22 protein-coding genes and 1 pseudogene are annotated in these 22,362 nt (G+C 50.8%); 11 read left to right on the top strand and 12 right to left on the bottom strand.

The genetic code is table 11. The features are described from left to right. Window positions 1-29: 29 nt before the first annotated feature. From ACU8YC_RS22000 to fpr, 4 genes are all read left to right on the top strand, one after another. On the top strand, window positions 30-875 hold the full coding sequence (locus ACU8YC_RS22000) for an MIP/aquaporin family protein (RefSeq protein WP_151218445.1): 846 nt from the start codon (window positions 30-32) through the stop codon (window positions 873-875). A 21-nt stretch (window positions 876-896) separates the two neighbouring features. Beyond that, a complete protein-coding gene (gene glpK / locus ACU8YC_RS22005) occupies window positions 897-2,405 on the top strand; it encodes a glycerol kinase GlpK (protein ID WP_151218444.1) in 1,509 nt (502 codons plus the stop codon). Window positions 2,406-2,540: 135 nt separating this feature from the next. Next, window positions 2,541-3,551: a class II fructose-bisphosphatase gene (glpX, locus tag ACU8YC_RS22010; RefSeq protein WP_151218443.1), complete on the top strand. Its 1,011-nt coding sequence runs from the start codon at window positions 2,541-2,543 to the stop codon at window positions 3,549-3,551. A gap of 95 nt (window positions 3,552-3,646) precedes the next feature. Next, window positions 3,647-4,393: a ferredoxin--NADP(+) reductase gene (fpr, locus tag ACU8YC_RS22015; protein ID WP_151224163.1), complete on the top strand. Its 747-nt coding sequence runs from the start codon at window positions 3,647-3,649 to the stop codon at window positions 4,391-4,393. Window positions 4,394-4,426: 33 nt separating this feature from the next. Here the strand turns inward: fpr and ACU8YC_RS22020 are convergent, their stop codons facing one another. Next, window positions 4,427-4,855: a DUF805 domain-containing protein gene (locus ACU8YC_RS22020; protein WP_151224162.1), complete on the bottom strand. Its 429-nt coding sequence runs from the start codon at window positions 4,853-4,855 to the stop codon at window positions 4,427-4,429. Window positions 4,856-4,955: 100 nt separating this feature from the next. Here ACU8YC_RS22020 and ACU8YC_RS22025 point away from each other — a divergent pair, with 100 nt between their 5' ends. Both ACU8YC_RS22025 and tpiA read left to right on the top strand, forming a co-directional pair. Then, window positions 4,956-5,552, top strand: coding sequence for a DUF1454 family protein (locus ACU8YC_RS22025; protein ID WP_151218440.1), 597 nt, complete (start codon window positions 4,956-4,958; stop codon window positions 5,550-5,552). A 111-nt stretch (window positions 5,553-5,663) separates the two neighbouring features. Beyond that, the gene (gene tpiA, locus ACU8YC_RS22030) at window positions 5,664-6,431 is read left to right on the top strand and encodes a triose-phosphate isomerase (protein ID WP_003028783.1); all 768 of its coding nucleotides are present in this window, start codon (window positions 5,664-5,666) and stop codon (window positions 6,429-6,431) included. 86 nt (window positions 6,432-6,517) lie between these two features. On the opposite strand, the gene ACU8YC_RS22035 is transcribed toward tpiA, so the two are convergent. From ACU8YC_RS22035 to fieF, 5 genes are all read right to left on the bottom strand, one after another. Beyond that, window positions 6,518-7,822 (bottom strand): SLC13 family permease, encoded by a 1,305-nt coding sequence (locus ACU8YC_RS22035; RefSeq protein ID WP_151218439.1) that lies wholly within the window; start codon window positions 7,820-7,822, stop codon window positions 6,518-6,520. Window positions 7,823-7,895: 73 nt separating this feature from the next. Beyond that, window positions 7,896-8,645 carry a CDP-diacylglycerol diphosphatase gene (locus ACU8YC_RS22040; protein ID WP_187260227.1) on the bottom strand — a complete coding sequence of 250 codons (750 nt, stop codon included), beginning with the start codon at window positions 8,643-8,645 and terminating at the stop codon, window positions 7,896-7,898. Between the two features lie 104 nt (window positions 8,646-8,749). Next, window positions 8,750-9,739 (bottom strand): sulfate/thiosulfate ABC transporter substrate-binding protein Sbp, encoded by a 990-nt coding sequence (gene sbp, locus ACU8YC_RS22045; protein ID WP_446895747.1) that lies wholly within the window; start codon window positions 9,737-9,739, stop codon window positions 8,750-8,752. Window positions 9,740-9,940: 201 nt separating this feature from the next. Next, window positions 9,941-10,903 carry a 6-phosphofructokinase gene (pfkA, locus tag ACU8YC_RS22050; protein ID WP_151218433.1) on the bottom strand — a complete coding sequence of 321 codons (963 nt, stop codon included), beginning with the start codon at window positions 10,901-10,903 and terminating at the stop codon, window positions 9,941-9,943. A 184-nt stretch (window positions 10,904-11,087) separates the two neighbouring features. Beyond that, window positions 11,088-11,990 carry a CDF family cation-efflux transporter FieF gene (fieF, locus tag ACU8YC_RS22055; RefSeq protein ID WP_151218432.1) on the bottom strand — a complete coding sequence of 301 codons (903 nt, stop codon included), beginning with the start codon at window positions 11,988-11,990 and terminating at the stop codon, window positions 11,088-11,090. 330 nt (window positions 11,991-12,320) lie between these two features. On the opposite strand from fieF, the pseudogene ACU8YC_RS22060 reads away from it, so the two are divergent. Next, window positions 12,321-12,884, top strand: a pseudogene (locus ACU8YC_RS22060) (type IV secretion protein Rhs). Beyond that, a complete protein-coding gene (locus tag ACU8YC_RS22065) occupies window positions 12,881-13,240 on the top strand; it encodes a putative T6SS immunity periplasmic lipoprotein (RefSeq protein WP_151218431.1) in 360 nt (119 codons plus the stop codon). The pseudogene ACU8YC_RS22060 and the gene ACU8YC_RS22065 overlap by 4 nt, the downstream one beginning before the upstream one ends. Window positions 13,241-13,446: 206 nt before the next feature. Here the strand turns inward: ACU8YC_RS22065 and cpxP are convergent, their stop codons facing one another. Beyond that, window positions 13,447-13,947, bottom strand: a complete 501-nt coding sequence (cpxP, locus tag ACU8YC_RS22070; protein ID WP_151224158.1) for a cell-envelope stress modulator CpxP — start codon at window positions 13,945-13,947, stop codon at window positions 13,447-13,449. A 150-nt stretch (window positions 13,948-14,097) separates the two neighbouring features. On the opposite strand from cpxP, the gene cpxR reads away from it, so the two are divergent. Both cpxR and cpxA read left to right on the top strand, forming a co-directional pair. Next, the gene (cpxR, locus tag ACU8YC_RS22075; protein WP_003028763.1) at window positions 14,098-14,796 is read left to right on the top strand and encodes an envelope stress response regulator transcription factor CpxR; all 699 of its coding nucleotides are present in this window, start codon (window positions 14,098-14,100) and stop codon (window positions 14,794-14,796) included. Beyond that, window positions 14,793-16,166, top strand: coding sequence for an envelope stress sensor histidine kinase CpxA (cpxA, locus tag ACU8YC_RS22080; protein ID WP_003840485.1), 1,374 nt, complete (start codon window positions 14,793-14,795; stop codon window positions 16,164-16,166). The genes cpxR and cpxA overlap by 4 nt, the downstream gene beginning before the upstream one ends. 41 nt (window positions 16,167-16,207) lie before the next feature. Here the strand turns inward: cpxA and ACU8YC_RS22085 are convergent, their stop codons facing one another. The 4 genes from ACU8YC_RS22085 to yiiM form a co-directional block, all read right to left on the bottom strand. Continuing rightward, window positions 16,208-17,458 carry an MFS transporter gene (locus ACU8YC_RS22085; protein ID WP_151218478.1) on the bottom strand — a complete coding sequence of 417 codons (1,251 nt, stop codon included), beginning with the start codon at window positions 17,456-17,458 and terminating at the stop codon, window positions 16,208-16,210. 118 nt (window positions 17,459-17,576) lie between these two features. After that, a complete protein-coding gene (locus ACU8YC_RS22090; protein WP_252838848.1) occupies window positions 17,577-18,533 on the bottom strand; it encodes a sugar phosphate isomerase/epimerase family protein in 957 nt (318 codons plus the stop codon). A gap of 8 nt (window positions 18,534-18,541) precedes the next feature. Further along, window positions 18,542-19,246 carry a GntR family transcriptional regulator gene (locus ACU8YC_RS22095; protein ID WP_187254020.1) on the bottom strand — a complete coding sequence of 235 codons (705 nt, stop codon included), beginning with the start codon at window positions 19,244-19,246 and terminating at the stop codon, window positions 18,542-18,544. A gap of 228 nt (window positions 19,247-19,474) precedes the next feature. Further along, complete coding sequence (gene yiiM, locus ACU8YC_RS22100; protein ID WP_151218428.1) at window positions 19,475-20,149, bottom strand: 6-hydroxyaminopurine reductase; 675 nt, start codon at window positions 20,147-20,149, stop codon at window positions 19,475-19,477. Window positions 20,150-20,301: 152 nt separating this feature from the next. Here yiiM and ACU8YC_RS22105 point away from each other — a divergent pair, with 152 nt between their 5' ends. After that, window positions 20,302-21,198 carry a dihydrodipicolinate synthase family protein gene (locus ACU8YC_RS22105; protein ID WP_151218427.1) on the top strand — a complete coding sequence of 299 codons (897 nt, stop codon included), beginning with the start codon at window positions 20,302-20,304 and terminating at the stop codon, window positions 21,196-21,198. A gap of 42 nt (window positions 21,199-21,240) precedes the next feature. Here the strand turns inward: ACU8YC_RS22105 and kdgT are convergent, their stop codons facing one another. Beyond that, a complete protein-coding gene (kdgT, locus tag ACU8YC_RS22110; RefSeq protein WP_151218426.1) occupies window positions 21,241-22,224 on the bottom strand; it encodes a 2-keto-3-deoxygluconate transporter in 984 nt (327 codons plus the stop codon). Window positions 22,225-22,362: the final 138 nt, after the last annotated feature.

The following is a 22,362-nucleotide window of genomic DNA, read 5'->3' on the forward strand; positions in this document are numbered from 1 at the left end:
AAACATTAATCTCTCTTCAGGATCCGATTATGAGTCAAACCTCAACCTTAAAAGGCCAGTGCATTGCTGAATTCCTCGGTACCGGGTTGTTGATTTTCTTCGGTGTGGGCTGTGTCGCTGCACTCAAAGTGGCCGGGGCTACTTTTGGTCAGTGGGAAATCAGTGTCATCTGGGGCCTGGGGGTAGCGATGGCTATCTATCTGACCGCAGGCGTTTCTGGTGCACACCTGAATCCCGCGGTAACCATCGCACTCTGGCTGTTCGCCTGTTTTGATAAACGCAAAGTTATCCCTTTTATTATTTCGCAAATTGCCGGCGCCTTTTGCGCAGCGGCACTGGTTTACGGGCTTTATTACAATCTATTCCTCGATTTCGAACAAACTAACCATATCGTGCGCGGCAGTACCGAGAGCCTGGGTCTGGCAGGTACTTTCTCCACCTATCCGAACCCGCATATCAATTTTGTGCAGGCCTTCGCGGTTGAAATGGTCATTACCGCTATTCTAATGGGGCTGATTCTGGCTCTGACCGACGATGGTAACGGTGTACCTCGTGGTCCGCTGGCACCACTGCTGATCGGCTTGTTGATTGCCGTTATTGGTGCTTCCATGGGTCCGCTGACAGGTTTTGCGATGAACCCGGCACGTGACTTCGGACCGAAACTCTTCGCCTGGATGGCCGGATGGGGTGAGATTGCCTTCACGGGTGGTCGTGATATCCCTTACTTCCTGGTACCGGTGTTTGGCCCAATTACCGGCGCGATTTTGGGCGCATGGGCATATCGCAAACTGATTGGTCGCCATTTACCGTGCGATGTCTGCGTGATTGAAGAAAAAGACGCGGCGGCCAACACTCAACAAAAAGCTTCGCTGTAATGTGACTACGGGACAAAAATTATGACTGAAAAAAAATATATCGTTGCGCTCGACCAGGGCACCACCAGCTCCCGCGCGGTCGTAATGGACCACGATGCGAATATCGTTGCCGTTTCACAGCGCGAATTCGAGCAAATCTACCCGAAAGCAGGTTGGGTAGAACACGACCCAATGGAAATTTGGGCAACCCAAAGCTCTACGCTGGTTGAAGTTCTGGCGAAAGCCGATATCAGTTCCGATGAAATTGCAGCAATCGGTATTACTAACCAGCGTGAAACCACCATCGTCTGGGAGCGTGAAACCGGTAAACCAATCTATAACGCCATTGTGTGGCAGTGTCGTCGCACCGCGGATATCTGCGAAAAGCTCAAGCGCGATGGCATGGAAGAGTATATCCGTAACAACACCGGCCTGGTGATTGACCCGTACTTCTCCGGTACCAAGGTGAAGTGGATCCTCGACCACGTTGAAGGCTCACGTGAGCGCGCTCGTCGCGGCGAACTGCTGTTTGGTACCGTGGACACCTGGCTTATCTGGAAAATGACGCAGGGACGCGTACACGTCACGGATTACACCAACGCTTCACGTACCATGCTGTTTAACATCCATACCCTGGACTGGGATGACACGATGCTGGATGCGCTGGATATTCCGCGCGCCATGCTGCCAGAAGTGCGTCGTTCTTCTGAAGTGTACGGCCAGACCAACATTGGTGGTAAAGGCGGCATTCGTATTCCTATCTCCGGTATTGCCGGTGACCAGCAGGCGGCTCTCTTTGGTCAGCTGTGCGTGAAGGAAGGGATGGCGAAAAACACGTACGGTACCGGCTGCTTCATGCTGATGAACACCGGCGAGAAAGCCGTTAAGTCCGAAAACGGGTTGCTGACTACTATCGCCTGCGGACCGACCGGGGAAGTGAACTACGCGCTGGAAGGTGCGGTATTTATGGCTGGCGCATCCATTCAGTGGTTGCGCGATGAAATGAAGCTCATCAGCGATGCATTCGACTCTGAGTATTTCGCCACCAAAGTGAAAGACACCAACGGCGTGTACGTCGTTCCGGCATTTACTGGCCTGGGCGCACCGTACTGGGACCCGTATGCACGTGGCGCCATCTTCGGCCTGACCCGTGGCGTAAACTCCAACCACATCATCCGCGCAACGCTTGAGTCTATCGCTTACCAGACCCGCGACGTACTGGAAGCAATGCAGGCTGACTCCGGAATTCGTCTTCACGCCCTGCGCGTTGACGGCGGTGCAGTTGCCAACAACTTCCTGATGCAGTTCCAGTCTGACATTCTGGGCACCCGCGTTGAGCGCCCGGAAGTCCGCGAAGTCACCGCATTGGGTGCAGCGTACCTGGCTGGTCTGGCAGTAGGCTTCTGGCAGAATCTGGATGAGTTGCAAGAGAAAGCGGTCATCGAGCGTGAATTCCGTCCAGGCATCGAAACCACCGAGCGTAACTTCCGTTACAGCGGCTGGAAAAAAGCGGTCAAACGCGCAATGGCGTGGGAAGACCACGACGAGTAATACGTCATTGCCGGATGGCGACTGTGCCTAATCCGGCAATCTCTTCTTGCGGGGGCAACCCCGCACACACATCAATAATCTCGCCCCCTCCCCTGTGCTACACTTCGCGCCATTCCTTTCAGCTACGAGTTTGCAATGAGACGAGAACTTGCCATTGAATTTTCACGCGTGACCGAAGCGGCCGCGCTGGCTGGCTATAAATGGCTGGGCCGCGGCGATAAAAATACCGCTGACGGCGCGGCGGTGAACGCCATGCGTATTATGCTCAACCAGGTCAACATCGACGGCACCATCGTGATTGGCGAGGGTGAGATTGATGAAGCGCCGATGCTGTTTATCGGCGAGAAAGTCGGAACCGGTCGCGGTGATGCGGTCGACATCGCCGTCGATCCTATCGAAGGCACGCGCATGACGGCCATGGGCCAGGCCAACGCGTTGGCCGTACTGGCGGTTGGCGATAAAGGCTGCTTCCTCAACGCGCCGGATATGTACATGGAAAAGCTGATTGTCGGCCCAGGCGCAAAAGGGTCCATCGACCTGAACCTGTCGCTGGAAGCCAACCTGCGTAACATTGCTACCGCGCTCAACAAACCGCTCGGCGAACTGACCGTCACCATCCTGGCAAAACCACGCCATGACGAGGTTATTGCCGAGATGACAAAACTGGGCGTACGCGTCTTCGCCATTCCTGACGGCGACGTTGCGGCCTCGATCCTGACCTGCATGCCCGACAGCGAAGTTGACGTGCTGTATGGCATTGGCGGGGCGCCGGAAGGGGTGGTTTCCGCGGCTGTTATCCGCGCGCTGGATGGCGACATGCAGGGCCGTCTGCTGGCACGCCATGACGTCAAAGGCGACAGCGAAGAGAACCGTCGCATTGGCGAACAAGAACTGGCGCGCTGTGCTGCCATGGGCATTGAAGCGGGCAAAGCGTTACGTCTGGATGAAATGGCGCGCAGCGACAACGTCATTTTCTCCGCAACCGGCATCACCAAAGGCGATCTGCTGGAAGGAATTAGCCGTAAAGGTAATATCGCAACCACCGAAACGCTACTGATCCGCGGCAAATCGCGGACGATCCGCCGTATTCAGTCGATTCACTACCTCGATCGCAAAGATCCTGATGTGCAGGCGCACATTCTGTAATTGATTTGATCAATAGAGCCTTCCAGCCCATCCGGGCTGGAAATCTTTCGCCCAACGAACGAAGATAAGGCAATCAAAGCAGACAGGAGAAAACCATGGCAGATTGGGTAACAGGCAAAGTCACAAAGGTGCAGAACTGGACCGATGCCCTGTTTAGTTTGACCGTGCGAGCTCCGGTTCTTCCTTTTACCGCAGGTCAGTTCACCAAACTTGGCCTTGAGATTGACGGCGAGCGCGTCCAGCGCGCCTATTCATATGTTAATGCGCCTGACAACCCTGACTTAGAATTTTATCTGGTGACGGTTCCCGACGGCAAACTCAGCCCTCAACTGGCAGCGCTAAAGCCAGGTGATGAAGTCCAGGTGGTGAGTGAGGCAGCTGGATTCTTCGTACTGGATGAAGTCCCTGATTGCGAAACGCTATGGATGCTGGCAACCGGCACCGCTATCGGTCCGTATTTGTCGATTCTGCAGTTAGGCAAAGACCTGGATCGCTTTAAAAATCTGGTGCTGGTGCATGCCGCACGTTATGCCGCCGATTTGAGTTACCTGCCGTTGATGCAGGCGCTTGAAAAGCGCTACGAAGGTAAATTACGCATCCAGACGGTTGTCAGCCGGGAGACAGCTGCAGACTCGCTGACCGGGCGCGTACCGGCGCTGATTGAAAGCGGTGAACTGGAAAAAGCGGTAGGGCTGTCAATGGATAAAGAAACCAGCCACGTGATGCTGTGCGGAAACCCGCAAATGGTACGCGATACACAGCAACTGCTGAAAGAAACCCGGCAAATGACCAAACACCTGCGTCGTCGACCGGGCCATATGACCGCTGAGCACTACTGGTGAGGGCTTGCCGGATGGCGTTAACGCTTATCCGGCCTACGAGTCAGCTCTGTACTTCACGTCCTGCGTATCCTTCCCATATTTATTTTCATCCTGGGTGCCAATGAACGCGCCCAGATCGATTAGCATACCGACCAGAATCAACGTCGGCACAAAGCGACCAACCGCCCATTGCCAGACGCCTGGTAACATCGCCCAGTTCCCGGCCAGCAGCATCCACGCCAGAATCATCAACAGCGCCCATGCTCCTGAACGCCCCCTATCGTGCAGGCGTTTTACCGTCACCGCAGCCGTTGGCCACAGCAGACATACCAGACAAAATGCCGCCGTCTGAATATCGAGTAATTGTTTACTCGCCAGCGAAAACAAAACCAGCATTCCAACGATCCACAGGCCTATCCAAATCCAGAAATCACGGCGCCCGATGCGCCCTTTAAATGAGAATAACCACTGCTGTATGGTCATGTAAGTTCCTTTATTATTACCTTCCAGAACAGTTTACCCTTTTGACAAGCCCGACGGTTACCGTTTTAATCGTGAGCAGTGAGAATGAAAGGTACTATTGATGAAGCAAGGATTTATACTGTTTTTATTATTGTTTTCAGCCTTAACAGCCAGTGCTGCGGCACGGGCGGAAGAGCCATCGACAGCAACCACGGCCCCCTATTTACTGGCGGGTGCGCCAACCTTTGACCTGTCGATCAGCCAGTTTCGCGAAAACTTTAATACGCAGAATCCGAAGCTTATCCTGAATGAGTTCCGCGCCATCGACAGCAGTCGCGATCGAGCAAATCTCACCCGCGCAGCCAGTAAAATTAATGAAAACCTGTATGCGTCCTCCGCACTTGAGCGCGGCACCTTAAAAATCAAAAGTATGCAGATAACCTGGTTGCCCATTCAGGGGCCAGAACAAAAAGCGGCCAAAGCGAAAGCGCTGGAATACATGATCGCCGTTATTCGCACCGTCGCGCCGCTACAGACGAAAGAACAGAGCCAGAAAAAGCTACAAAAACTGCTCGCTGCCGGCAAAGGCAAGCGCTATTACGCAGAAACAGAAGGCGCAATTCGCTATGTTGTTGCAGACAACGGTGAAAAAGGACTGACCTTCGCTGTTGAACCGATTAAGCTGGTACTATCAGAAAGTCTTGAGAAGGCGAATTGATGACAAAAAGCAAAGCCTTTCAGGGGATGAATCTCTATACTGTTTCACAGACCATGCTGCCCTCACGGGCGGCCATATTCCTTAATTCGCTGACAAGCGTGGAGAAATGAAATGCGACATCCTTTAGTGATGGGTAACTGGAAACTGAACGGCAGCCGCCATATGGTAAACGAACTGGTTGCTAATCTGCGTAAAGAACTGGCTGGCGTTGCTGGCTGTGCAGTAGCGATCGCTCCGCCGGAAATGTATATCGACCTGGCAAAACACGCCGCTGCCGGTAGCCACATCATTCTGGGCGCGCAGAACGTTGACCTAAACCTGTCTGGCGCATTCACCGGTGAAACTTCTGCTGAAATGCTGAAAGATATCGGTGCGCAGTACATCATTATCGGTCACTCTGAGCGTCGTACTTACCACAAAGAGTCTGACGAGCTGATCGCTAAAAAATTCGCTGTGCTGAAAGAACAGGGTCTGACTCCGGTTCTGTGCATCGGTGAAACCGAAGCAGAAAACGAAGCGGGCAAAACTGAAGAAGTTTGTGCACGTCAGATCGACGCCGTTCTGAAAACTCAGGGCGCGGCAGCATTCGAAGGCGTGGTTATCGCTTACGAACCAGTATGGGCTATCGGTACCGGTAAATCAGCAACTCCAGCGCAGGCTCAGGCTGTTCACAAATTCATCCGTGACCACATTGCTAAAGCTGACGCGAAAATCGCTGAACAAGTTATCATCCAGTACGGCGGCTCCGTAAACGCAGCAAACGCTGCTGAACTGTTTGCTCAGCCGGACATCGACGGCGCGCTGGTTGGCGGTGCTTCTCTGAAAGCTGACGCCTTCGCCGTGATCGTTAAAGCAGCAGAAGCCGCTAAACAGGCGTAATGCGCGTTAATGCCTGATGGCGCTATGCTTATCAGACCTACGGAATCATGTAGGCCTGATAAGACAACGTCGCCATCCGGCATTTATTACAATTTCCCCAACACATTAAACCAGGCGTAATCCAACGGCAGAAGAAGCAGATACGTTGCCGCCGCCAGCGCGATACACAGCAGCATTCCCGCCCTCGCAGGCACTTTCCCAAGCGCCATCGCTACCACAATCGGCGAAGCCTGATACGGCAACAACGGTGTGGAATAACCCAATACCTGGATCATAATCACCGACAGCAGCGGGAACCCTGTTGCATCAGCAAAACTTTGCGCCAGCGTGGTATACAGCGCCGGAACGCCGTTTGCCGTCATAATAAAGTTGAGCGCGGTGGTAATGCCAGTCAGCGCGAGAAAGCTGGTAAACGGTTTTTCTGCATCCAGTGGCATCACCTGCAGCAACGCTTCGCCCACCGCACTGCCAATGCCGGTCTGGGTAACGGTAATCGCCAGCCCCAGAATGCCCGCCACGTAAATACAGGTCCGGATATTTACCCCAGAGGAAAACTCCTCGCCATTGATAAAACCAACCCGTGGTAGCAGAGTGATAACCGCCGCCGCCAATCCGGTCCACGCGGGGCCAATGCCGTGCCAGCTTTCGCTTACCCAAAGAAGCAACACCACCGCTAACATCCAGGCCAGACGTTTTTCATCTCCGCTCATCGGTTCCGATGGCGTGAGATCGCGCGGCGCATGAGGCTTGCCAGGGAACAGCCAGCAGATAAGCGCGATGAGAACCGCACCTTTGAGCCAGCCCAGCACCGGTGTATGCAACAGCAAATAGGGAAGATAATTGAGATGGATACCGTAAGAGCCTTCCGCCGCGCCGCTCATCACCAGATTCGGGACGTTGGCGGGTAAAATCGTCGCGGAAAGCTGGAATGTCCCAAACCCGACGGCCAGCGCCAGACCATACCAGGCGCGCGTACCATCATTAATTCCGGCTCGTTTCGCCATCGCCGCGACAATCGGCATCAGTAATGCAATACGCCCCATGTTGGACGGCATCACAAACGCCAGCGCGTAACTGAGCAGCACCACACTCGCCACCATCAACGGCCAGGAATCGGTCAACCGCGATGACAGCGCCCTCGCCGCCCTGTCCGCCAGCCCCGTTTTGCGAATCGCGATCCCCAGCACAAAGCCACTAAAGACCAGCCAGAACGCCGACGATGCAAAGCCGCCAAAAATCACATCCGCTGGCGCGATTTTGGCCACCATTGCCACGGCAAAGAACAACAGCGCGGTGATAAATTCCGGCAGCAGCGACGTAGCCCAGAGCAGGATGGTGATACCAACCACCAGAGAGGGGATAAACAGAGGGTGTGTAAGCCAGATCGACATGCCTGTCTCCTGTTGTTTTTTTCAACAAGAATACGGGGACAGGCATGCGGAGTAAACGCCAGATTAGGTGGGGTTAACGCAGAATATCACATTGATGATCCTGAATTTCCTCAGCGGAGGCGAGATTGAGCGCCAGCAGATTGCGCTGGGTTGCCAGCAGAACAAAAGACTCATCGCTCTGACGCACCATCGCCAGCGCATAGCTGCCCATATGTTCACGCGCATCCGGCACCTCTTCTGCCAGCATCATAAATGGACTGCGTTGCGCCAGTTCATTTTCCGTGACGCGACGCGCCAGATATTCATGACCGCGCAGTCCACCCGGTAAAGGCAGCCAGCGAGTACTGATTTTCGCCAGGTTGTCATCAAGCTGTTGTCTGACATCGGTTCGCAGGCAGGAGATATGAATATGCAGATGATTTTGTGTACGCCCGCTACGCGAGTTAATGGTCAGAGAGACCGCTTTGTCAGGGATTTCGTGGCCGTATTTTTGGCTCATAAAGCTACGCGCCTGCCAGGCCAACCAGAAAAAGTTCGGCGTGCCTGATTTTAACAGCAGTGGGCTTTCTGTACCGTTGATGCGGTAAGTGGGCATCAACAAATATTGCAAAGGGCCATTTCGGTCTTTGAACACCGCATATCCGGCATCTGGCTTCACTTCTGCGCACGGCGCAGGATCCTGCTGCTGCAACTGGTGTGGCAGGCATTGCTGAAGAACAATCTGGCGTAATGCGTCCGGGTTGCCGGTAAATTTCCAGTACCCGATACCTGCAGCGACGGCAACAACCATTACCGCCAGAAAAAGATAACCTGCTTTTTTCATTACGCGTTTCCTGTATCCCATTGAAGGGCAAGAGTAACGCAAAACCATGACAAATAAAAAACCCGGTTGCGTTAAGCCACCGGGTCGGTAAATCACAGAATTATTTAGCGTTTGCTGATCTGATCGAACGTACCGCCGTTAGAAAAGTGCTCTTTCTGCGCTTTTGTCCAGCCGCCAAACTCTTCGTCGATGGTGAACAGCTTCAGCTTCGGAAATGCGTTTTCGTATTTCTTCGCAACGTCTGCATCACGTGGACGATAGTAGTTTTTCGCTGCAATTTCCTGACCTTCCGGGGAGTAGAGATACTTCAGATAAGCCTCCGCCACCGCTTTGGTGTCTTTCTTTTCCACCACTTTATCGACCACGGAAACGGTCGGCTCCGCGAGGATAGATTCACTCGGCGTCACTATCTCGAATTTGTCTTTGCCCAACTCGTTCGTTGCCAGCAGCGCTTCGTTTTCCCAGGCGATCAGCACATCACCGATACCGCGTTCTACAAAAGTATTGGTTGAACCACGCGCACCGGAATCCAGCACTTCAACGTTCTTATACAGGGCCTTCACGAAGTCTTGTGCCTTGGCCTGATCGTTGTTGTTGTGGTGTAAAGCGTAGCCCCATGCCGCCAGATAATTCCAGCGTGCGCCACCTGAGCTTTTCGGGTTCGGCGTAATAACCGACAAGCCGGGTTTGATCAGATCGTTCCAGTCATGAATTTGTTTAGGATTCCCTTTGCGGACCAGAAACACGATGGTGGAGGTATAAGGCGCGGAGTTATCCGGCAGGCGCTTAATCCAGTTTTTATCGATACGACCACGTTCAGCAATGGCATCAACATCATAAGCCAGTGCGAGCGTCACAACATCGGCTTCAATGCCGTTGATGACGGAGGTTGCTTGCTTACCCGAACCGCCGTGCGACTGACGGATCACAACGTTGTCACCTGTTTCTTTCTTCCAGTGCGTGCTGAAGGCTTTATTGTACTGCTCGTACAGCTCACGCGTTGGATCGTACGATACGTTAAGTAGCTGAATATCCTTTGCCAGAACGCTGGTCGATGCCAGCAATAATGTTAACCCTACGCCCCATTTGTTCATCGCCCAGCTCTCTTATGTGATGTTGTAATGAGCAAAGCGTGCCAGAAAGGCATCCAAACATTAAAGAATAAAAAAAGATTTGCTATAACTTCGAGGAATAAAACTGAGGGGTTGCCGGATGGCGGCTAGCGCCTAACCCGGCCTACAACGTGTACTCTTGTCGGCCCGGTAAGCAAAGCGCCACCGGGCAACAAAAAGCAATCAGTACAGTTTTTTCGCGCAGTCCATCCAGTCACCTTTGAACGGACGCTTCATATTTTCGATAGCGTCGATGATGTCGTGGTGAACCAACTGCTCGTTCTGAATACCAACACAGCGACCGCCGTGACCTTCCAGCAGAAGTTCGATGGCATAGGCGCCCATGCGGGATGCCAGAATACGGTCGTAAGGAACCGGGGAACCACCACGCTGAATGTGGCCCAGCACGGTTGAACGCGTTTCGCGGCCCGTTTCCTTCTCGATGTAATGCGCCAGTTCGTCAACGTCACACATGTGCTCAGTGATCGCTACGATTGCGTGTTTTTTGCCCTTCGCGATGCCGGCTTTGATTTCAGCAACCAGATCGTCACGGCTGAATTCCACTTCCGGAACCACCACGAACTCACAACCCCCGGCAATTGCAGCCGCCAGGGTCAGATCGCCACAGTAGCGCCCCATCACTTCAACGATGGAAATACGCTGGTGAGAAGAAGAGGTATCACGCAGACGGTCAATCGCTTCAACTACGGTACCCAGCGCGGTGAAGTAACCGATGGTGTAGTCAGTACCTTTGATATCGTTGTCGATAGTGCCCGGCAGACCGATGCAGGGGAAGCCCATTTCAGTCAGGCGTTTCGCCCCCAAATAAGAACCGTCACCACCGATAACAACCAGCGCATCAATGCCACGCTTTTTCAGGTTTTCGATAGCCACCGCACGGACGTTTTCGTCGCGGAATTCCGGGAAACGGGCTGAACCGAGGAAAGTACCGCCACGGTTGATCATGTCGGACACGCTATAACGGTCAAGTTGAACCATACGGTCTTCATACAAACCCAGGTAGCCATCATGGATCCCCATGACTTCCAGCCCTTCCGTCAACGCTGCACGTACAACACCACGGATTGCTGCGTTCATGCCCGGCGCATCACCGCCGCTTGTCAACACACCGATTTTCTTAATCATGACTACCTCTGAACTTGGAATGCAAAATGAAATCTGCTGCCGGAAGTCGATTCCGCATATCGAAACGATCCAACGAATATGCAGATAGTATAACAATCACTTTCTGCTGAATTGATTCAGGTCAGGCCGAATGGTGGTAATTTATACACAAAATGCTGGCCTGGTTCACTTTTTTTACAACGAATCATGAAAGCTTAAACATCTTGCCTTCCTTGGGTACGACCGAACAGGGATCCTGATGAATGATGACATCTGATCCCGGGAAACGCCGTAAAATTGCCTGCTCAACCTCTTCAGCCACTAAATGCGCCTGAACGAGCGGCAGATTATCTTCCATTTCCAAATGAATCTGAATAAAGCGGGTCGGCCCTGACTGCCGCGTGCGAAGATCATGGGCGCCACTGACTCCAGGCCATGACGTCACGATATCAATAATTTCCTGACGTTCTTCATCGGGTAAAGCGCGATCCAGCAAGGACTGCACCGCCTCATATCCCATGCGTAATGCGCTAAATAAAATATAGATGCCAATCCCAAGCGCAAACAAGGCATCAGCACGATGCCAGCCGTACCATGCCAGGCCAAGCGCCAAGAGAATTGCACCGTTCATCATAACATCAGACTGATAATGAAGCATATCCGCCCGAACGGCCTGACTTTGCGTGCGTTTCACCACCCAGCGCTGAAACGAGACCAGAATGATTGTACACACTAACGCAATGATGGTGACCGCCACCCCAACACCAGGATCTTTCATTGGCGTGGGTTGGATGAGATGCTGAATCCCGGTCAGGAATAAAAACAGCGCCGAACCGGAAATAAACATGCTTTGCGCCAGTGCAGCCAGTGATTCCGCTTTTCCGTGTCCGAACGTATGTTCATCATCGGCCGGTTGCAGCGAATAGCGCACCACCAACAGGTTGGTTAACGACGCCGCGATGTCCACCAAAGAATCCACCAATGCAGCCAGAATACTGACCGATCCGGTGTACCACCACGCAAAAATTTTGATCAAAAGTAACAGCGTTGCCATCACGGTAGCCGCGATTGCTGCCCGGCTAACCAGCCGTCCATAAGTATGATTCATAAACACTCCCGCCAGAATATGCCGCTAGTATAACGGATGAAGTAAAACAGTCAGGCAATAACCGAGTGACAAATTTTGGGCAAAAAAAACCACATCATGTGGGGGAAGACAGGGATGGAATGTTGTAGCAATACATAACACACTTAAATTAGAAATTTATTCTAATAAAAAATCTACATTACGGCCTATCTTACAGCCGGATCAGCATGATCCATACACCACCTGAATACGTTTTATTCTGAATTTTTGAGACCTCTCTATAACTCTTCCAATGCTCATTTACTTTAGATGTACGATAAACACTCAATCAACATATCTTGAGGGATTAAGATGGCGTATTACCCTAATTCTATTGACTGGCAACCGATCAAGGAAGGAGGTCTGCGTAGGCTAAGGCTTGGCGAGATAAATCTTGCAAACTCGCTCTTTGGCTTCAGCATTCTTTACCAGCAAGTTTGGGTTCATCTGGAAAGTTATCTTCCTTTTGATAGTCAAAACCCCGGCCAGGCGATGACGCCCAATGGCGAAATGTGGTTTAGAAAAATAAAATACGAAGATGATTTCTCGATGCCTACAAAACAGCCAACTCCAAATGCCCAGCATCTATTTTTACATGAAATGATGCATGTTTGGCAGCACCAATATGGAATGTGGGTACGAACACGCGGAGCGTTCTGATGGGCAGCTGATTATACATACAGTCTAAATGAGAAAAACTTACTTGATTACGGACTGGAGCAGCAAGCATCCTTAGTCAGCGATTACTGGTTGTTAAAGCATTATGGGTTTGATGGGCATAGCGATCTGTATGTTTACCGTGATTATGACCCAGAAGAACCGGTGCTGGAGTTAATTCAGAAATATGAAAAGGTACTAGGGGACTTTCCGATATGAAGAAATCGATCACTTTTCTCCCTTTACTTTTATTTCTCGCCGGGTGCCCAGGGAAAGATAGAGAGGGTGCAGAGTCCGGCGAAAGACGGGCGATCTACGTAGACAACAATCGTGTTTGCTTTACCACTGATAAAAACGATGTGTTAAACCGCTATATTCTGTCAACTAATAGTATAGAAAATAAAAAATTATTAGTTGGCGATTTTAAGCATCTCACCTACCCAAGTACCTGCTTTACGGTAAATTTAGAAAAAGGGTTAGTGTATGGCGCAAGCTATACCTTAAATGGAAAAAATCACTACTACACCTTTATCATTACCAATGATGGCATTGTGTTGGATTTAGGAAAAAGCTAAGCATTATTATCAGAGTACACGGCCCTACATAGAGGCAGTAAGTTACATTGAGGTCAGCCACACATAACAAAAGCGTTTATACGCTCCAAATATCTTCTGTAAGTAGCTGCTTGTCTTTGGTAATTCGCTGTAATTTGGGCAAAAAAAACCCCCACATCATGTGGGGGAAGACAGGGATGGTGTCTATGGCAAGGAAAACAGGGGTACTACTGGGAACGTGAGTTGCTACTACTCAATAAATTTAACGATGAGCTTTGTTTCCATTGCGCTACGTCGCGCAGTTGCTCCATTCGTTGTTCATGTTTCTCATTTAAAACCGCTTGCTGCTCGGGCGTTAACAGGCGATACATCTGATTGCGAATCCTGGCTATTTCAACCTGGCGAGCAACCTGTTCTTGCGCCATTCTTTCTGCCTGAGCGCGCACAGCGCTTTCATCAAATTTCTCTGCGGTGACAAGGCGATGCATTGTCTCCATTTCGCTAACATTAACAGGAGGCTGTTCGTGTCTTGCCTGCTGCATTAAATCTCGCATCTGTTGACGTTGATGTTCGGTTAAACTGATACCGTCAAACATGTGGCTCTGTACGCTGCGTTGCGATGAGCCATCACCCAGGTGCCAGTGATCGCCTGTGACGACTTCAGCTGCATGGCTTAAAGTACTGAATGCCAGCGTTGAGGCCATGACGGCAGCGGTAACTTTGCCCATCACTTGCTCCCAAAATCTTTTCTGTCGCGATTCAACGAGAGACAGTTTACGATTCGGGCTGCAAACATGCGTCAGGGGGTGTAAAACAACGTAAAGTCATAGATTAGCGACGCCTGATGACGTAATTTCTGCCTCGGAGGTACGTAAACAATGAATAAAATCCTGTTAGTTGATGATGACCGAGAGCTGACTTCCCTGTTAAAGGAGCTGCTCGAAATGGAAGGTTTCGATGTGCTGGTTGCCTATGATGGGGAACAAGCGCTTGAGCTTCTTGATGACAGCATCGATTTACTTTTGCTCGACGTCATGATGCCGAAGAAAAACGGTATTGATACGCTGAAAGCACTTCGTCAGACACACCAGACTCCCGTAATCATGCTGACCGCTCGCGGCAGCGAATTGGATCGCGTACTTGGCCTTGAACTGGGTGCGGACGACTATTTACCTAAACCGTTCAACGACCGTGAACTGGTCGCGCGCATCCGCGCTATTCTGCGTCGCTCGCACTGGAGTGAGCAGCAGCAGAACAGCGACAACGGTTCGCCGACGCTGGAAGTGGATGCGTTAAGCCTTAACCCGGGCCGCCAGGAAGCCAGCTTTGATGGGCAAATCCTGGAGTTAACCGGCACCGAATTCACCCTGCTCTATTTGCTGGCACAGCATCTTGGTCAGGTGGTTTCGCGTGAACATTTGAGCCAGGAAGTCCTGGGCAAACGCCTGACGCCTTTCGATCGCGCGATCGACATGCATATCTCGAACCTGCGTCGTAAGCTGCCAGAGCGTAAAGACGGACACCCGTGGTTTAAAACTCTGCGTGGTCGCGGCTACCTGATGGTCTCCGCTTCATGATAGGGAGCTTAACCGCACGCATCTTTGCCATCTTCTGGTTGACGTTGGCGCTGGTGTTGATGTTGGTGCTGATGTTACCCAAGCTCGATTCACGTCAGATGACCGAGCTACTGGACAGCGAGCAGCGCCAAGGGTTGATGATTGAGCAACACGTTGAAGCTGAACTGGCGAACGACCCACCCAACGATTTGATGTGGTGGCGTCGCTTGTTTCGGGCAATAGACAAGTGGGCGCCGCCAGGACAGCGGTTATTGCTTGTTACGACGGAAGGACGCGTGATCGGCGCAGAACGCAACGAAATGCAGATCATTCGTAACTTTATTGGTCAGGCCGATAACGCTGACCATCCGCAAAAGAAAAAATACGGTCGCGTTGAGATGGTCGGGCCTTTCTCCGTCAGAGACGGGGAAGATAACTACCAGCTGTATCTCATTCGACCTGCCAGCAGCTCACAATCAGATTTTATCAACCTGCTGTTCGACCGACCGCTGTTGTTGCTGATTGTCACTATGTTAGTCAGCTCTCCGCTATTGCTCTGGCTTGCCTGGAGCCTGGCGAAACCGGCGCGAAAATTGAAAAATGCGGCGGATGAAGTGGCCCAGGGCAACCTGCGTCAACATCCGGAACTGGAAGCGGGTCCGCAGGAGTTTCTGGCGGCAGGCGCCAGCTTTAACCAGATGGTGACGGCGCTGGAGCGAATGATGACCACGCAGCAACGCCTGCTGTCGGACATCTCTCACGAATTGAGAACGCCGTTAACCCGTCTGCAACTGGGCACTGCGCTGCTGCGCCGTCGTAGCGGTGAGAGTAAAGAGCTGGAGCGTATTGAAACCGAGGCGCACCGGTTGGACAGCATGATCAACGACCTGCTGGTGATGTCTCGCAATCAGCAGAAAAACGCGCTGGTCAGTGAAACGGTGAAAGCCAATCAGCTGTGGGGCGAAGTGCTGGATAACGCCGCCTTTGAAGCGGAGCAGATGGGTAAATCGCTCACGGTGAATTTCCCGCCGGGTCCGTGGCCGCTGTATGGTAACCCAAATGCGCTGGAAAGCGCGCTGGAAAACATTGTGCGCAATGCCCTGCGCTATTCACACACGAAGATCGAAGTGGGCTTCGCGGTGGATATCGACGGGATCACCATCACTGTTGACGATGATGGCCCGGGCGTAAGCCCTGAAGACAGAGAACAGATTTTCCGTCCGTTCTATCGTACCGATGAAGCCCGCGATCGCGAGTCTGGCGGAACTGGTCTGGGTCTGGCGATTGTTGAAACCGCAATCCAGCAGCATCGCGGCTGGGTGAAGGCCGAAGACAGCCCGCTGGGTGGTTTACGGCTGGTGATTTGGTTGCCGCTGTATAAGCGTTCTTAACAGACTTCCCCGGTAATTATATTACCGGGGAAACTCTCACCTTATGCCGCTGCCGTTGCAGCCGCCAACTTTTGCTTTTTAATCCGCTTCACCAGAATAGTCGAGCAGACAAAGCCCATTAAGCTGAACGCAATCATTACGCTAAATACATAGTTGTATCCCGTGATGCCACTATTAGTATCCAGAAGATAGCCGTATAACGTATACGCAAACATGGCTGGCATGTAGCCAATGATACAGCCAAACGCCATTGCCGAACCGGCATACTCGCGCGGGGTACCAATCTCATCCATCGGCGCGAAGAAAATGGCACGCTGGGAGAAAATAATCGCCCCAAACCCTAATGTCGCCGCCATACCGATATACACATTCATTGTTTGATGCGGCAATTGCATGAAAACAAGCATCGCCACGGCGGAAATCAGAAATGTCCACTTCAGGTATATTGTCGGCGATTTAGCCACCTTGTCCGCCAGTAGCCCACCAATCGGCCCTCCCACCATTTTCAACGCATACTGATTGATGATGCCGTAAGCGCCAACGAGGGCTACCGGAAGCATATAGATATCTTTCAAGAACGGGATGAAGTAGGTCAGCCCACAGTATGCAGCGTAAACGAAGAAAATCCCTAGTGAAGCCAGCCAGACGTTAGGACAGGACAACACATGCTTGATACCCTTTAACACTTCCATGTTGGCACTGGTTTTCTCGCCACCTTTAACTTCGTCATTATCGACAATAAAGTACGTCACAATACCTGCCGCAATGGTGATGAGCGTATAAAACAACAGCCCCGCCTGCATGCCTGCTTTCCCCTCACCAAACTGGACGAAGACAAACAGGGCACCAGAAGCGACAATGACGTCTACCACACCGCGTCCGGCCTCTAAAAAGCCAAACATGCGACCTTGTTCTTCTTTCGTGCCCAGCAGACGTACGGCTTTCAGCAATACCGGCCAATAAACCACATCGGCAAAGAACGCCATTGCAGCAAAGCAAATGAGATAACCGGTAAATGATGGTAGCGTCGCCAAATATAAGCCGCAAAGCCCAACACCAATGAGACCTAATGGTAATAATATTTTCTTAGAATAACGATCTGCGATATAGAGCGAAAGAAAAAGCCCGGTTGTCTGAACAATCGTATAAACCGTAAAACTCAAGCCAATTTGCGTATTGGTTAAGCCCCAGTCATTTTGCATTGGCACATAGAAAACATCTTTCATACTTGAAAGTTTAAATATTGTGCCGCCGCCTAAAATTAAAAAACAGAGTCTTGCCCATTTATTCATGAACATGATTAAACCCTCATTGCTTGTTGAGAGAAATATTCAGTTAAAAATATTTAACTAATAAAGTAGATAGACTATTTGCATAATCCTTTTTACATATTAATAATATTAAGGAAATTTATTGATTAGTTATAAATTTATCGCATAAAGTACGAATATATTTTATTTGTGCAAGAGCATGTTCTTTTTCCAACGCTAGTCGCGCGTCAATCTTGTCACTCTCGGGCAGCGGTGTATAACTTGCATCACGCCATGGGATCCAGGGGTTATCACCTTCATCATCGAAGCGAAATGCTGGAGCATAATATTCAACTTCTTCTTCCAGACCAAAAGCATAGACTTGCGGCTTATCTTCACCTAAAAGTAATAATGCCTTAAGCATCTCTTCCATTGGTAAGTCACCATACCCTGATCGACAAGCCTCATGCCCCCAACCTTTACCTTCTTTAATAATTTTAGCGTCTTTGATATGCACCTGAGTGATCAAAGGAGACATGATTTCTAACGCAGAAAGCGGCTGCTCATTGGCATTAATCATGTTGCCAAAATCAAACAGAATAGAGAGATTCTTCATTCCACTATTTTTAACCAGCGTCACCAACTCATGACTTTGCAGGTCTTCATGTTGTTCGATAGTAAAGCTTAGCCCGCAGTCGTCATACCGGGACAACCACGCGATATCTTTAGCAATCTTCACCATAACATCGTTGAGATGCCCTTCATAGCGCGGGTAGAAACGTACTGACGTTGCGCCAGTCGCCATCGCAATACGGATCGCATCCGTCAACGTCTCTTGGTCCGATGCGCTCGTTTCAATATGTACATCCAGGTTATGTTGTTTGGCTTTCTCTTTAAAGTCGTGTAACTGCCGATCGTTCAGTTTCTGTAGTGATTGGGATTCACCATCTTCAACATGTATTTTCACGCCCTTTAATTTTTGCTGGTGCGCAATATCCAGAAGATCGCCCGGAAGGACTCTCTCATAACGCATATTCAGATGAAAAGCATAAGCATGTAGATACAGTGGTATATTTCTCGCACGTTCAGCAAGAAGTTCCTGGTTAAATTTATCCATTATTTCTCTCATTCATCACGAATAACAAGTTCCACTGATTCAAGTCGCCAATACTCAAAGTCAACCTGAACCACTTTTTTATCTCGGGTGGCCCGATGTTTTTCTACTAAAATTCCATACGTATTAGGTGCAACGCCCAGTTCTTTGCAGGCCACTTCTGGCATATTGACCGGTTTAAAGATCATTTCTTTGATGTTTAAAATATGACCATATACATCTTCCCAGACGCTTGCAAAAGACTGAGTACCCAGTTTGTTAATAAATTCTGGCGCAATATCGGCATCAATATAGGATTCATGGTAAAACACTTTATGCGAATCAAGCCCACACCAGCCGGTAACTAAATAACGTTCGCCGGAGGAGAGAAAAACCTCTTCAACATGATGCGGAACGGTCTCAATCGTTTCTTTGGTTAAATAATCCCAAAAAGGTTTACGACCCTGAGCACAGGCTTCAGCATTGAAACTGGAAAGTGATTTAGGGTTATAAATAAATCGCTTCGACGAAATAAACCAACCACTGCGGTTCTTTCGGAAAATACGTGCATCGATCTCAAGCTCAATCAGAACCTGACGTAAGGTCATGCGCTTCGCATCCAGCAACTCACATAACTCTCTCTCTGAGGGCAACTTGGAGCCCGCTGGCAAATTATTCTCGTTTAACCAGCTTTCAAAGCGCTCTCTGAGAACATCAACATTGTTTTTCTTTTTCATTTTTCTCAATCTGGTTTAAACCAATTTGAAGCTAAGATATTTGAGTGCAGGAAATACTCAAGTTTTTTTTCAACGCAGAGTTTCTTTTTGTGGGCCAGGTATCAAGAATGCCCTGAAAGCATGGTGTGGCAGGGGGGGTTTTTACCCGCTTTAGTACGCAGAGATAAGTGCTACGAGAGAAGTAAATCAGGTGTCACCACCTGATTTAATTGCATGAACAGAGTGAGTCTATTTTCCCCACAAACGGCGGGAATTGTCTTCGATTTTGCCGCTTAAACGACGCTTTTGCATCGTTCTGGTCCAGCTTTTCGATAGCCCGGCAGCCGACAATAAACGGTGATATTGCGAGTCATCAAACGGCATATGCCAGGCAATAGCAATCGCCTCCCGCACACTGACGTCGCTCACGCGTGACGCCAGGATCAACGGCGCGTCTGCCGATACCAGCCCGGGCGCGATAACGCTGCACAGCCAGCCTGTCTTGCCCGCATCCTGCATCTGGCTGGCCATATCGCTGATGCCAAAATGGAAATTTAGCTTGAAGCACGGCGAGCGTGGCTGCGTGACCTGAATCAACGCTTCCCCCCACTGGAAAATATCGCCAATATACACATTATCTTCCGTCAGCCCCTCAGTAGAGAGGTTCTCACCAAAAGCAGGCGCAACGAACAATTCCGTCTGTTCAGGAAAGGCTTGTTTCCAGTGCTGATAGTGTTCACGCGGATAGTGACACAAGGCGCGATCTGGCCCGCCGTGAATTTTCTTTTCCGCCTGCTCATCACCCGTCAGCCCCAGTTCAGTCAGCATCAACTCGCCGTCAACCTGAACCTTAGCAATCGCACTGGGACGGCTTCCCGTGTAGTCCCGAACTTTGCCTGTAAAAACATCGACCGGATATCGCATCTGTTCCCTCTCCCGATAAATTTCCACCATTACACCACATTTATTTTATCCCAGTCGCTCAAAATGAGAGCACGGTTCACATGAAAGTTAGGGACACATGCTATCAATACAAGCTGGTTTTGAAACATCATTTCAAATAAGGAGTTGACAACGTGATTGGTCAATCGCAATTTGCTGGCGTCTGGTGTCCTTCCATTACGCCAATGGACAATGACGGCAAGATCGATCTTAACGGTCTGAGCCAGCATCTTAAACGCCTTACCGAAGCCAACATCGACGTGATTTTGTTGATGGGCAGCATCGGGGAATTTGCCTCCTTTACGCTCGAGGAAAGATTGCTGCTAATCCGCGAGGCTCGCGCTATGAGCTCGCTGAAGATGGTCGCCAACGTCTCATCCACCTGCCAGAATGATGTGCTGTTGATGGCACAGGAAGCGTATCGCGCCGGTTACGATGCCGTGATGATCCTGCCGCCTTACTATTACGGGCAAACGGCGAAACAGCTACTGAGCTACTTCCGTCAATTGGGGCAGAAACTCAGTGGGAAATGGTTTGCCTATAACTTTCCGGCACGTACCGGTTGCGATTTAACGCCCGAGCTGGTTGCCACCCTTGCTTCTGAGTTCCCCAACTTCGCAGGCATCAAAGATACCGTCGACTGCCAGTCCCATACCCGTAGCATGATCCAGACCACCCGCGCCGTACGCGAAGATTTTGCGGTGCTGTCCGGCTATGACGAATACTATATTCCTAACCTGTTGGCAGGCGGCGCGGGTATTATTTCAGGATTAAACAACGTCATGCCGGAGTTGTTTGTCTGCGCACGAGAAGCGTTTAAGCAGGGTGACCTGGCTGCACTTCGCGATATTCAGGACCAGATTGGCACCTACATGTCTATCTACGCCATCGGTGAGGATTTCGTCACCACCATCAAAACCGTAGTATCGCGTAAGTTTGGCTATTGCACCGGGGTTTCGCGTAATGCAGGCGGGGAGCTGAATGAAAGTGAGTGTCGAACAATTGATGAGGTGTTTGTAATCAAGGGTTAAAACAGTTATGCCGGATGGTACAAACCATCCGGCATAATCACGTTACTTCACCGCGCTGCGCATATCGATTGCCACCGCTCTGGCTTTGGCTCTTTTTGACCAGATAGAAGTGATAATCGGCACGAGGATGGAGGTTACAATCACTGACGTCGCCACCAGAGAGGTTGCCGCCGGCGCCATGGGTTTAAACGCCGGGACCATTTCCGCAATCAGTACCGGCGTGGCGACCGCTGCCCCCGCAGAGCTGGAAGCCGCAATCCCCGCCGTTCCATCGCCGCCGCCGATCAGTTTATCAGCGATAATCAATGGAATGCCGGTGATGATAATCACCGCCACGCCCAGCAGAATCCCCAGTACGCCGGTCTGTGCAATCACGCTCAAATCAATAGTGTTACCTAATGCGAAGGCGAAGAAAGGGATCAACGTCTGCACCGCTTTGCTGAAGAACTCCCGCAGCTCAGGGTCCAGATTCCCCAGTGCAAAGCCGATCAAAAACGGTAATACGGCACCCACAAACACGTGCGGTTCAAACGAAGCGATCCCGGCAGTTCCCAGAATCACCATCGTCATCAACGGGCCAGACTCCAGCGACATCAGGACAAACGCCCCGGCCTCTTCTTTGGTGCCATACTGCTGCATAATCGAGGCATACAGCCCACCGTTGGTCATATCCATGGCCGCCACCAGCGCCAGCGTGGAAAGTCCGGCGAAGAATCCAACCTCCACGCCATGTTCCGGCAGAATGCGTGAGGCAATCGCCGCAACCACCCACGCCACCAGAATCTTGGTTATCACTAACGTGCCGGACTTACGCAGCACGGTGCCAGTGGCGCTTAACTTAATCGACGCACCCATGCAAAAGAACCACACCGCCAAAATCGGCACCGTACCGGTGATCATGCCGTTGGTAAAGGAGCCGAAGTATTTCCCGGCTCCGGGGGAGAAGGTGTGACATAACGCACCCAGAAACAGCGGCACCAGCATCATACCGCCTGGGATTTTCTCTATCGTACGTTTGATCTGCATTTCCATCACCTGTAGACATAAAAATGGCGCAATCTTTATGGGCGGCTGCATAGTGCTTTTGAGATGCGCCGTCTTGATGAAAAGAAGATAGACATTCGCAGAGACTATAAAAGTGATCCCACTCGCACAATAAAACAT

Source organism: Citrobacter sp. VF227, from assembly GCF_052950715.1.